The sequence below is a fragment of the Corynebacterium pseudokroppenstedtii genome, assembly GCF_019754945.1.
In the GTDB taxonomy this organism is placed as follows: domain Bacteria; phylum Actinomycetota; class Actinomycetes; order Mycobacteriales; family Mycobacteriaceae; genus Corynebacterium; species Corynebacterium pseudokroppenstedtii.
The window spans coordinates 94650-106775 of sequence record NZ_JAEUWU010000005.1; the positions used below are offsets into that span (position 1 = coordinate 94650).

Consider the following 12126-nt stretch of genomic DNA (forward strand, 5'->3'; position numbering starts at 1 on the left):
GTTATCAAAAAGTCCCCGCCGTAACGGGGACTACATGGTGCTACACCAACCGACCGGGTGTCCAATGGAACACTTCAGGGGTGACTAGGTCGGCTGCGCTCATCGTCGATGCACAAGCCGACACCAAAGCACTAACACCAAGGCACTAACAACGACGCTGTTTAGAAGATGTAGACGTCGTCGCCAACCTGCAGGGTGTTGAAGTAGTGCTCAGCATCCTGGTGGGAAAGGTGGATGCAGCCTGCAGACTCGCGGTTCAGGGATCCCTCGTGGAAGGCCATGCCGGAGTTCGTGAAGTACACGGAATAAGGCATCGGAGCATTGTTGAACTCGTGGCTCACCTCGTCCTTCACCTTACGAAGAACCTTGTGCCAGCCAGGGGTGGTTTCCTGACCCGGAGCACCGGAAGTGATCGGAACAGGACCGTAGGTGATGTTCTTGTGGCCATCGGTTAACCAGGAACGACGAGCGCCCAGGTTAACGCAAGCCTCTGCGCCATCCTCACAGGGTGCAGTCACTGCATTTTGTTCAGCAGCACGCTGAGCAGCTTCTGCTTCAGCGGCCTGGCGTGCCTGCTCCTCAGCAGCGCGGGCAGCGGCATCGCGTGCAGCAGCCTGCTGAGCTTCCTGATCTGCGATTGCGTTCGGCCACATGGCGTTGATCCAGCCGTCGACGGTCGTGCGGATCCAGTTAGCAGCGTTCGGGTCTAGCTGCTCAGTGTTCTGGTAGACGCTGTTGCGCCAATCCAGGGCGATGGTCCTGCCGCGGTCCGACGCAGTGCGGGCGAACTCATTGAACTGATCCCGCGCCTGGTTGAGGAAATCCTGCGGGTTCGTCGACGAGATAGCCGGCAAGTCGTCCGCACGAGCGGGAGCAGGGTTAGCAACTGTGGCGCCGCCCGCGAGAGCTGCGATGGCGGTAAGCGACGCGGCTGCGGAGACGCCGATACGGGTGGAAATTCGGCGATGAGCTTTAGACATAGTGCCTTACTTTAAACTGTTTGACAGGGTTTTCCTACTTGAAACGCATTTTCTAGCGTACTCTCTACCAAAATTACACCTGAAAAACCACCCATTGTCGACGTCGATCGGTTCCCGGGAAACACAAAATGTGACGCACAGCCCACGCCTTACCACCACGTACGTGGCCGAATCGCATTCGCCATATCGACCAGGTGATACCTGTGGCTCGGGTATTGCACACTTCGCGCCATTCGACGCAAATCCGCCTCCACACCGAGCCTCAAACCGCGCACCTCAAAGGGCTGGCCGAACAACGTCGGCACAGTAGCGTGAGTCCGATTCGTCTCCCGCAGCCAATTGAGCCCGGCGGACATGACGGCCACACGTACTTGCGCCATCCGCGGCTCATTCGTCGGGATCTCATCCAGGCGCTGTGCAGCGTCGATAATTCGCTCCTCAGTCAGGTCCTTCGGCGGACCAGAAATGAGGTGGAGAACCGTCGTCAAGCGGGCCAATCGGTGGTGCCGGGACGCCTGCGGAACCTGGTCCAACGCCTCAACAGCGCGGGCAACATCACCCTCCGCAATGAACTGGCGGGACAAACCGAACGCCGACGACACCGTGGTGGGGTTGGTCGCCCACACCAAGCCGTACAGCCGCGTGGCGTGAAAGCGCAGGGCAACAGGGTTGTCGCCGACAGGATCCCATCGATCGCCCATGGCTTCAAGAGCACTATCCGACGGTAAGGCGGACGCGTGCCCCAGAGTGGCCGCGGCCACGGCGGTCTGCCTGTCCAGCACCGAGGTCATGGCCAACCCCTTGGCCTGGAGCCACAATTCCGATGTCGCCGCGATAGCGAGCTTGGCCGCGGGCTCCCCGGGAAGAATGAAGATGACTTTCTCAAAATGCCGTTGCGCCTGTTCGTAATCATTGAGCAGCAAAGCGGTGATTCCGGAATACCATTCGTATCGCCAATCCCGGGTAAAAGACGATTCGAATGTCGATAGATAATTATGAGCTTCGTCAACAAGCCCGAGATCAAGCATTGCCCTCACAATGGAAAGCGGAATTTCCACACTCTCCGCATACTCAGGCATTTTCATCTTCGCGTACAACGAATCAATAGCCTCAGAGGGCTCGGCATAACTGATCGTCGAGAGAATATAAGCACCCGGATCCGTGGCGTCCACCATAGGAATTGGCAGTGCGGCCACCACCTCCGGAGCCGTAATCTCAATGGACCGTTCAATGCCATCCACTAATTGATCAGTACGGAACACCAAGTGCTTCGTTCCATACGTTGTCCTTTGAGGAGCGAACTGCGAATGCAAATGCGGGAAATGCACCTGGTCACGCACCGCACGAATTTCACGCAGCACACCAGTCAACTGATTCGCCATCGACGACGCCGACGCAAACCGCTTCTCCGGATCCGGATCAGTCGCCCGCAGCAGCAAACGATACAGCGACAGGTAGCGACGAAACACCGGCTCGTTAGTCGGAGTAGGCAAACCGTCCTTATACCGCCCGTCAATCGTCGGCAAATGAACAATAAGTGACGCTAACGTACGGCCAACCGTATAAATATCACTGCGCACCGTCGGCCCGGTCTCCGTGATCTCGGGAGCCTGGAAACCCGGCGTCCCGTAAATGTGCCCGAACGCGCCGATCCCCGTGACCGCACCCAAATCGATGAGCTTGACCTGCTCCTCCGTAATGATGATGTTGTCCGGCTTGAGATCGTTATAAACGACGCCGCGCGAGTGCAGATAATCCAGCGCCTCCAGAACCTCAAGCATGTAACCAATGGCGACATCGACCGCGAAAAGGCTGTCCCGCTGCTTCTTCCGCTGCGAGCGTAACGACGGCCCACCGACGTACTCCATCACAATGAACCCGCCGGGGGAGCGATCATCATCGACGAAGTTGTAAATCTTGACAATGCCCGTGTGCGTAATGTCCGCCAGGAACGCGCGCTCGGCACCCGCCACCGCACGATCCTGCTCATTGGCCGTCGCCTTCATCCCCTTGAGGACAACCCACCGGTCCGAAACATTGTGGTCAATGGCCAGATAAATCCACCCGACGCCACCATTGGCCAGCGCCCCCACCACCTCATACTGGCCCGCCACCATGTCCCCCTTGTGGAGCGACGGCGCCTTGGCATCCGTTTCCTTAATCGTGTCGGAATCCATAACGGATTCCCGCGGATCCGTGGGCACGATGAACGGCAACGACACCATGCCATCGGCAACCACTTTTCCGCGCCGGGAAGCCGCCCTGCGCTCCCGGAACGTGGAGAGGGCACGCTCCCGGGAGGCCTGGCTGGGGTCATGGCTGGCACCATCGGCCCCACGTGGGCGGGCCACGGTTTTGGCACTGCCGGGGCTTGTGCCCGTTACTTCATCATCCGACGACGGTGTATTCGCAGGATTGTCGGACCGTAAGAGGGAACCAATGTCGTTGATGTCGATATCAATTTCGTCGTCGTCATCGTCAGCGAACGGGTCAAAGGGGACAGCCCGTGTTCCCATGACCGTGGCAGCTTCGGTGGGATGGCCATTGTCATTGGGATGGCCATTGTCGGCGTCCCGGGCATTGTTGTCTGAATCCTGCCTCGCGTCGGAGTCCACTCTGTCCTCGGAATCGTGCCGTCCGTCGCGGGGGGTCGGTTCGGAATCGCTCATTGTGGTTCCTCCTGGACGTAGGTGGGTTCGGGGGGAACGCCGGAATTCCCTAGATAATTGCCTAGCCACTTGTCATAGAGACGTTGCCATGTCCCGTCGGATCGGATGCGCATCAGGGTCGAATTGACCTGCCGGACTAGCCCATCGGTGTTCTTCCCCGGCGTGGATTTCGCGATTCCCACGGCATAGTCGCTGGACCCGTGCGGCTGACCAACCAGGTGTGTGTTGGAGTCTTGCGCCGCTAGCCCGGAGAGGATGGAATCGTCGGAAATGATGGCTTGAACTTGGTGCTGCTGCATAGCCACCAGACAGTCGGACCAGTCATTCGTAATGAGGAACCGCGAGTGCGGTGCAATGGCTTGTGCATTGTGCTGGAAGGTGGAGTCTTTGGTCACACAGACGGTGGCATCCCGAAGATCATCGGCGGATTGAATAGGTGAGCTTGTCGACGCCAAAATCCGCGCTTGGGCGTGCAGATATGGCGCGGAGAAGGCCACTTTAGACCGGCGTTCGCGATCAATGGTCATAGTGCGGACGACGATGTCAACATTACCGTGTTGAAGTGCATCAACGCGTTCGGCGGAGGAAAGAAAGCGGAAGTCGATTCGCTCGGGATCACCGAAAATATCGCGTGCGATTTCACGGGCGAGGGAGACGTCGAAGCCCTCCAGATTGCCGCTACTGGGGTCCTGAAAGCCGAGGAAATTGAGTGACGACGACACCCCGACGATGATGCGTCCGCGTCGGACGATATCCGGTATGCGCTCCTCGGGGGTGGCGTTGTCGGGAGCGAGAGTCGCGTACGTGTCAGCATCGGTTGTGGTATCTGGTGGGGGGGTTTGGCTTGCCGACGATTCGTCCGGCGGATCAGCATATGTTGCACCATCGGGAATAGGTGTGAACGGTGCGACGGAGATATCGATGCCGTTGTGCCCGCGCTGCGAATCCCTGATTCCGGAACACGCCGCGAGCGGGAGGATCGCGAGGGGAATGACGGCGGCCGCGATCCAGGGACGGTGGGTGCGTCGTGCGTGGAGTGGGAGTCGGGGGCGGGCTAGGGTGTGCGCTTGGTGTCGGACGTGGAGTGGGGTGCGTGGCAGGCGGATCATGTGTACTCCTGCATTCGGGGGCGAACGCCAATAAGGACACCAACGACAGAAAGGACGGACAAGATGAGCACCGCGCGGGTAATATTTTGCGAGGTGTCCTGGCTGTTTTCCAGGTAGGTCCGCAGGTTGCTGCGGGTGTCTTGGATGAGTGTCCGCAACGACTGGTCGAGCTGAATGAATTGTCGCTCCGAGTTCAAGGTGGATTCATCGTGACCGACGGCGATGTTGACGGCCCCGGTGTAGTCCCCACGGCTGATACGGTTCGCAAGTTCCTGATGCGACACTTTCCACGAATTTGCGGCGACAATTGCGTCGTCGAGGGCATCTGCTGGTTTCGTTGTTGACGAGTTCTCGTTGTCGTCCACGTCGTCGAGCGTGCCGTTATCTTTCAGTTGTGTCAGTGTCTTTTGGACGTCGCTCACCGTGGTGGAGAAATCCGCCGACGATTGATCCGCGCTCCGTCGTACCAGCATGAGAGCTTCGTCGGTTCGTGCTTTTTGTGCACTGATGCGGGATGCGGTCAGCTCATGGAGGGGATCGGAGGCCCGGTTAAAATCTGCATTACCCACCGCGACGATGACGATCGACGATATCGCCAGCCAGAACAGCGCGATAGTCATGGCGGCGGTGGCGAAGAGCAGACCGCCGTTGAGGCGTCGGTTGGTGAGTGCAGCGAGCCACAATTGTCCGATAACCAGGAGGATGATCGCAGCTAGGAGTCCAGACGCGGGGAACCACATCGGTCGCGTCAGTGATTTGGCTTGGTGGCGGACGCGGTCGGAGGTGATGGTGTACAAGCGCGACGCTGCGGGAATGATGGAATTCTGCATGATGGCGCTGGCTTCGGTGAGGTAGGACGCGCCAATGGGGTTGCCTTCCCGATTGTTTGTGCGGGCCTGAGCGATGAGCCCCGTGTAGATAGGGAGCCGCTGGTTGACCACTGCGAGGAGTTGGAGGACTTCGTGGTCATCGGAGTTCGCGCCGGCACCTGCCTCGACGAGTGCGGTCGACGCAGTTTGGATGGCGGTGGTGTAGCGTTCGTCCTCCGATTGAGATCCGACGCCGCCCTCAAGGAATCCGATAGTGGCGGTGGAGTCTGCCACGGAGAGTGATCCGTACAGCCGTTGCGCAGCATTAGAGAGTGGCTCGGTGTTCTTGACCAAGTTGTTTAGCCGGTCTTGTCGGTTTGATGAGGTGTATGTCAGTGCGCCACCGGCGGCAATAATGGCTATGACCAGGACGGTTGTCATTATCGCTAGCCGGCCAGGGGATGTGCGTACATAGGCCCACATCCGGCCTGGGATTTTCAATGCAGGGGTGACGGCTTCGTGAAGGATGTGCCAGCGGCTTGGCCGTGCATCGGCATCGTCTGGCTCGAGGGAATCATCCATAGCGCTGAGCCGAATATGGCTGGCAACGGAGGAGTGTGAGGTAACGCGGTTGCGCCCTGTTCCTCGTTCTCGTGCCATGCGGGCCCCCTACGTGTTGCGCCGTCGCCAGTTTCTATGGTGCTGTGCTCGGTATTGTCGCTGCGGTGCGTCTGTGTTGTTACGGTGCGCGCGATCGTTGTGGTTAGTGGGGAGGCCGGTCACGCGCCGGTAGCACAATTGTCACATCTGTCTCTCTAGTCTAAGCGTTACATGGGCGTGAGTGTGATTGAAGTCTGTCTTCGCCGCTGAAAATATGCCAAACTGGTTTCTATGATCGAAATACATGGCCTCACAAAGAGGTATGAGGACAAGGTAGCGGTAGATTCGCTCGATTTCACGGTGAAGCCAGGTGTTGTTACTGGTTTTCTTGGCCCAAATGGGGCTGGTAAATCGACCACGATGCGGATGATAACCGGGCTGGATCGCCCAACAAAGGGCACCGCAACGGTGAACGGGAAGAATTATCAGTCCTTTCCGGCGCCTGCCAAGGAAGTGGGGGCGCTGTTAGAGACCAAATGGGTCCATCCGAACCGGTCCGCCCGCACTCATTTGAAGTGGATGGCACAAGCCAGTGGCATTTCTACTGATCGTGTCGACGAAGTTCTTCGCTTGGTCGGACTAACCGATGTGGCGTCCAAAAAGGCGGGGGGATTCTCCCTGGGTATGAGCCAGCGTCTGGGGCTGGCCGGAGCGCTTTTAGGCGATCCCGAGACGTTGATCCTGGACGAGCCGGTCAACGGTTTGGACCCGGAGGGTATCCGTTGGGTGCGCACCTTCCTCAAGAACCTCGCCGCCGAGGGACGCACAGTGTTTGTGAGCTCTCACATGCTCTCTGAGATGGCGCTGACGGCGGATAACTTGGTTGTCATCGGTCGGGGCAAACTCGTCGCCGATACGACGGTGGAGGAGTTCACGTCGTCACGGGGTGGCAGCTCGACGCGCTTGCGTGTGGGCGATCACGACCACATGGCGCAGGCCCTCAAGCAGGAGAACATCACCTTCACGATGGACCGCGATAACGTCGGCCGTGAGGTCTTCGTCGTCACTGGGGTCTCCACTGACGACGTCGGCAAGGTGGCTTACTCCTACGGAATCCCCGTCCTTCAGCTAGAAGAACACCACGGATCTTTGGAAGACGCATTCTTGCAACTCACAGGTGATGACGTCGAATATCAGGGCGCGGCAGCTCAGGGAGGACAGAACTGATGATGGTTAACTCGATTCGTGCTGAGTGGACGAAGCTAGCGTCGACAAAATCGTTTGCGTGGACGTCGATCTTAATTGTCGTCCTGAGTTGGGCGTTCGCCGCTCTGATGGGGTGGGGTTCGAAAAGCGCCCTGGATTCGATGGATCCGGAAGACATGACGGACGTGCCGGCAATAAGTGCTGTCACCGCTGTTCAGGGGTTCGAGCTATTCGGTGTCATGGTGATCATCATCATGGCGACTCTTCTGGTGACCACGGAGTACCGTTTCAAGACCATCAATGAGACGATCATGATGACCCCGAAGCGGCCGATCATTGTGGTATCGAAAACGATCGTTTACGGCCTGGTCGCAGTGGTGTTGTCCTTCTTTTCGACGATCACCAGCGTGCTGGTCTTTAAGTGGTTGGCGGGCGACTATGGCTCCGCGATGAAAATGTTCTCGGGTTCGTCGGCCCGGGTATATGTGTCGACGGCAGTGGAAGCGCTGCTGGTTGTCGTGATGGCTGTTGGTGTGGCGTTCATTGTCCGACAGACTGCGGGGGCTATTGCCATCATGCTGCTGTGGAAGCTCGTCCTCGAGGACTTGATCACCCTGATCCCGAAGGTGGGGACTCACATTAAGGGCTACCGGCCTTTCGCTAACCTCAATGCGTGGGTGGGTGATGGGAAACTCGATGGCGCGCCGTGGGGGACGACGGGCGGCGTCATTTACTTCGCCGTGTGGGCACTTGTGCTCTTCGCTATTGGAGTGGCCGTGTTCGTGAAGCGGGACGCGTAGCGCGGCTACGGTTTCGTTATAGACCCCGACTGGCTCTGCATCGCGTCGATCACATGCTCGGTGGCGAACGCTGTTTCGTTCAGCCGCTCCGATGCTTCGTGAAGGATGCGGACGCTGTCGGGGTTCATTTCGTCGGTAATTTTGTTGATTAACGCAGCCCATCGCTCGGCAATGTCGTCGAGGACCCGGGTTCCCGCGTCGGTCACTTGGAGCATTTGTGCACGTTTATCGTCGGGATTAGATGCCCGATTAAGCAACCCGTTGGCGATGAGCGCGCGGACCGTCGTTGAGACATTAGATACTCGTAGGAACCTCATGCGCGCGATGTCGGATACGCCGACACCGGGGTGGTTGTGCACAAAGTAGAGGACTTCGATTTCCGATTGGTTGACCTCCATGGAGTGGAGGGGCTGTTCCACGAGCCGCCGCGTGGCTGAGAGGAAGTTGTACATCGCGGCAGAAAGCACATGCGTTTCTTCCGTGGTGAGGGGTGGAAGGTACCCGCCGGCGACGTTCACGTCTTGGTCGGGGCGTGTTTCAGTATCGAGGCCGTCGTGGTGGACGGCATGGGATCGGGGCGCGCTCGGGGCGGCTGCAGTCATGCTGTCGGAAGTCACAAGTTTTATTTTAGAAAATTAATGGAAATAGTTAACCATTAGCCGTCTCGATTTGAGGGTTATAGTCGTCACATCTGGTTAAACCCCGTCATAATCGACGATGAGCGGCGCATGGTCGCTGCTGCCTTTCGCGGCGCGCTCATCCTTATCGACGCTGACCGCCCCGGCGTTATCCGCGAGCGCAGGGGATGCCCACTGCATGTCGATGCGCATGCCTTGGTTACGTCCGAACCGCCCCGCTGTGTAGTCCCAGTACGTGTAGCCCGAGTCGTGGGTGGCGTCGGTAAATCCTTCATCCTCGAGTGCGGTGAGAGCGTTGCGCTCACGTGGTGTGACGTGCGTGTGCCCAATGAAGAATTGGGGATCCCATACGTCGGTGTCGCGGGGCGCGATATTCCAATCGCCGACGAGGGCCAGGCGTAATTCGGGATCATTATCGACGGCTGTGGCGGCGTAGTTGCGGACCGCGTCGAGAAACCGGAGCTTGTAGGTGAAGTGAATATTGCTGATCTCACGGCCATTGGGGACGTAGAGGCTCATGACCGTGATCCCACCGCAGGTCGCGGCGATCGACCGGGGCTCGACAGGTTGTTCCGCGGTGAGGTCTTTAGAGAATCCGGGTTGATGGGGGAGTGTGTGGGCGTCTGTGAGGCCAACGCGGGAGGCGATGGCGACCCCATTCCACTGGTTTGTTCCGCTGACGGCTACCTCATACCCGGCGTCGGTGAAGGCATCGCGGGGAAACTGGTCCTCGCTGCATTTTGTTTCTTGCATGGCGAGGACGTCGATGTCGTGTCGGTTGAGCACATCGATGATTCGTGGGAGTCGGGTGCGGACGGAGTTGACATTCCAGGTGGCCAATCGCATATGGGTGAGCCTACTTCGTGTGTGACGTATCCGGGTGGGTGGTGGTGCGCGCGGTGGACGCATCTGACAGGTAGCGGTGGCGGTGGTGTTCGCCGAAACCCAGCTTGTGGTACAGGTTGCGTCCAGGTGTATTCGATTCGATGACGTGCAGGTATGCGGTGTTCGCGCCGTGCCGTCGGCCCCAATCCATCATGATGGCACCCATGAGTGTGCCCAATCCTTGCCGACGATAACGTTCGGCTACCTCCACGGCGGAGTATCCCAACCAGGCACGGCCGTCGGGCGAGTGGGTGATGGTTCCCCTGGTGATAGCCACGGTCTCTCCATCGATAACGATGCGCCCGAAGCCGAGGAGTCCGTCGATTTCGTGCGATAGTTGCCGCAGGGCTGATTCTGGTAAGGGTTGGCCGCGGAAGTGGTAGAGCGACAGCCAGTCGTCATTCGGTTGTTGGGCAACCTCCCAGGTGATGTTTCGCGAGAGGAGCTCCTCGGACACGGTGTGCGCGGCGATATTCCTGATCGCTGAGTCGTCTTTCGCGGAGTCTCCTCCCGTGACGGCGGCCCCCGTCGCCGCACCCTCCGACGCCGGCTCGGTCTCCAGGTCCTTAGTCATCGTGATGATTTCGGGCCCACGGGTCCACGCGCCGGGCATGCGGAAAGCGGGCCGCGCGATGCGATCCGGCGCGGCAATCAGCGTCGGCAACCCATACTTCCTATATATGTCGTGGATCGCGTCCACGGGCACGTCGTCAAAGGCAGTGTGAGGTTCCAGGGGGACAGCGCTGTTTGATCTCTCGGTTACTCCGTCGCCGACGCGAACCAGCCACCCGTTGACCCACTCGTGGTGGATTACGCCGGGGAACGCGAGCGCGTAGGCGTATTCCACCGCCCGGATATCGCTGTTGCGGACGGGTTTCGCGGGCAGGGGTTTAATGACGTCGATAAGTTGTGGGTCGATGGTGATCTCTTCGCCGGGGATCCCGGTATTTTGCCGACGAACCACCAGCGGGTCCAGTGACACGAGCGTTCCGATGACGTCGGTGAAATGGTTCCCGTGGGGGCTGGCGTCCGTCAGCCGTCGTCGGATGACAACGCGCGCTCCGACGACGAGTGAGGCAGGGTCAGACCAGCGGGAGATCGGGAGGCGTGCCGGTGTGGAGTCAGCCATGGGCGGTCACTCTTTACTCGTCTTAATCGCTTTACTCGTCGTCTTCGCCGAAGGGATCGGGATCGACCCCCGGTGTCCAGGTATTTCCGGGCACGGTCCACCCGTTGCGTTTAATCTTCTTCTTCGCCATGCGGGCCCAGCGGCCGATGAGCATGTCGGTGTAGAGGTAGCCGTCCAGGTGGCCGACCTCGTGCTGCAGGCACCGCGCGAAAAATCCGTAGCCTTCGACGCTCACTGGTTCCCCGTGTTCGTCGGTTCCGGTGACGCGGGCCCAGTGTGCGCGTCCAGTGGGGAAGTCTAAGCCGGGTACGGAGAGGCAGCCCTCGGCGTCGGATCCGTCGGTGGCCGGCATTGTTTCGGGGATCTCGGAGGTTTCCAGAACCGGATTGACCACGCATCCCTTCCGCCGTGGTCCGCCTTGAGCTTTCAGTTCTTCCTCCGACTTGGAGTCGCCGTCGGGACCTTCGATATCGGGGCAGTCGTAAACGAAGAGCCGCTTGGCAACTCCGATTTGGTTGGCGGCGAGGCCGACCCCGTGAGAGAGCTCGAGGGTTTCGTACATATCGGCAACGAGCTCCGCGATTTCCTCGGGCGACTCGGTAACAGGCTCGGTGGGGTTATGGAGGACAGGATCACCAGCGATAACAATTGCGCGCACAGTCATGGGGTATAGAGTAGTGGCAGTTCCTGACATGGTCAGATACGGACGGTCAGATAGGGACGGTGTGCACCCTATCTGCCGTGCTCAGTGCGGGTGATCTGCGGGTATTGTTTCCGGGTGCCGACGGAAGTAGCGGATGAGAAGAATGATTGCGGGGTGAATAATAGGGTGACGACGAATGACGCGGGATCTGCGCATGACGAGGAGGGCGCTTCCGGCACCGCGCATGATTCGGGCACCGCGCATGATTCGGACGACACCACTAGCGATTCCCGCAATGACTCCCACAATGATTCCCGCAATGAGGACAAGACACGACGTGGACTCACTGACGACGAGCGACGCATGTTGGAGTTCGAGCGGCGTGTGTGGAGGAGAGATTCCGCGAAAGACGAGTTGATTCGTCGTCGGTTCAATCTGAGTCCGATCCGCTACTATCAGCGTCTTTTCCGGTTAATTCAGCGCAGGGAAGCTCTTGAGGAATTCCCGACCACGGTGTCCCGGTTGCTGCGGATTGCCAATTCCGATCGCCCGTACTGATCGCCTGTAACGGCGGACCGTCCGTAGCGGCAGATCGTTCTGATCGCCCCCATCGGCCGCCGGTAATAACCAATGCGATGCAGCGAATGTGCGTCTATAT

Annotated in this window: 11 protein-coding genes; 3 read left to right on the plus strand and 8 right to left on the minus strand. The window is 59.1% G+C overall.

The window, feature by feature from the left end; all coding sequences use genetic code 11:
* Positions 1-161 precede the first annotated feature (161 nt).
* The 4 genes from JMN36_RS09325 to JMN36_RS09340 form a co-directional block, all read right to left on the minus strand.
* Entirely contained in the window at positions 162-980 is an 819-nt protein-coding gene (locus JMN36_RS09325; RefSeq protein ID WP_221924307.1) for a L,D-transpeptidase, read from the minus strand.
* A 149-nt stretch (positions 981-1129) separates the two neighbouring features.
* Complete coding sequence (locus tag JMN36_RS09330; RefSeq protein WP_221924308.1) at positions 1130-3649, minus strand: serine/threonine protein kinase; 2520 nt, start codon at positions 3647-3649, stop codon at positions 1130-1132.
* Positions 3646-4758: a glutamate ABC transporter substrate-binding protein gene (locus JMN36_RS09335; protein ID WP_221924309.1), complete on the minus strand. Its 1113-nt coding sequence runs from the start codon at positions 4756-4758 to the stop codon at positions 3646-3648. Before JMN36_RS09335 ends, JMN36_RS09330 begins: the two co-directional genes overlap by 4 nt.
* Positions 4755-6227 carry a Ycf66 family protein gene (locus JMN36_RS09340; protein ID WP_221924310.1) on the minus strand — a complete coding sequence of 491 codons (1473 nt, stop codon included), beginning with the start codon at positions 6225-6227 and terminating at the stop codon, positions 4755-4757. Before JMN36_RS09340 ends, JMN36_RS09335 begins: the two co-directional genes overlap by 4 nt.
* A 231-nt stretch (positions 6228-6458) precedes the next feature.
* Between JMN36_RS09340 and JMN36_RS09345 the strand changes: the two genes are divergently transcribed.
* Both JMN36_RS09345 and JMN36_RS09350 read left to right on the plus strand, forming a co-directional pair.
* Positions 6459-7394 carry an ABC transporter ATP-binding protein gene (locus JMN36_RS09345; protein WP_221924311.1) on the plus strand — a complete coding sequence of 312 codons (936 nt, stop codon included), beginning with the start codon at positions 6459-6461 and terminating at the stop codon, positions 7392-7394.
* Entirely contained in the window at positions 7394-8173 is a 780-nt protein-coding gene (locus JMN36_RS09350; protein ID WP_221924312.1) for an ABC transporter permease, read from the plus strand. Before JMN36_RS09345 ends, JMN36_RS09350 begins: the two co-directional genes overlap by 1 nt.
* Before the next feature lie 5 nt (positions 8174-8178).
* On the opposite strand, the gene JMN36_RS09355 is transcribed toward JMN36_RS09350, so the two are convergent.
* From JMN36_RS09355 to JMN36_RS09370, 4 genes are all read right to left on the minus strand, one after another.
* Complete coding sequence (locus JMN36_RS09355) at positions 8179-8790, minus strand: MarR family winged helix-turn-helix transcriptional regulator (protein WP_236881879.1); 612 nt, start codon at positions 8788-8790, stop codon at positions 8179-8181.
* Positions 8791-8868: 78 nt separating this feature from the next.
* A complete protein-coding gene (locus JMN36_RS09360) occupies positions 8869-9657 on the minus strand; it encodes an exodeoxyribonuclease III (protein ID WP_221924313.1) in 789 nt (262 codons plus the stop codon).
* 10 nt (positions 9658-9667) lie between these two features.
* Positions 9668-10825: an N-acetylglutamate synthase, CG3035 family gene (locus tag JMN36_RS09365; protein ID WP_221924314.1), complete on the minus strand. Its 1158-nt coding sequence runs from the start codon at positions 10823-10825 to the stop codon at positions 9668-9670.
* A 31-nt stretch (positions 10826-10856) separates the two neighbouring features.
* The gene (locus JMN36_RS09370; RefSeq protein WP_221924315.1) at positions 10857-11489 is read right to left on the minus strand and encodes a peptide deformylase; all 633 of its coding nucleotides are present in this window, start codon (positions 11487-11489) and stop codon (positions 10857-10859) included.
* Positions 11490-11603: 114 nt separating this feature from the next.
* Here JMN36_RS09370 and JMN36_RS10930 point away from each other — a divergent pair, with 114 nt between their 5' ends.
* Positions 11604-12026, plus strand: a complete 423-nt coding sequence (locus JMN36_RS10930) for a DUF3263 domain-containing protein (RefSeq protein WP_236883100.1) — start codon at positions 11604-11606, stop codon at positions 12024-12026.
* The last annotated feature ends 100 nt before the right edge of the window (positions 12027-12126 follow it).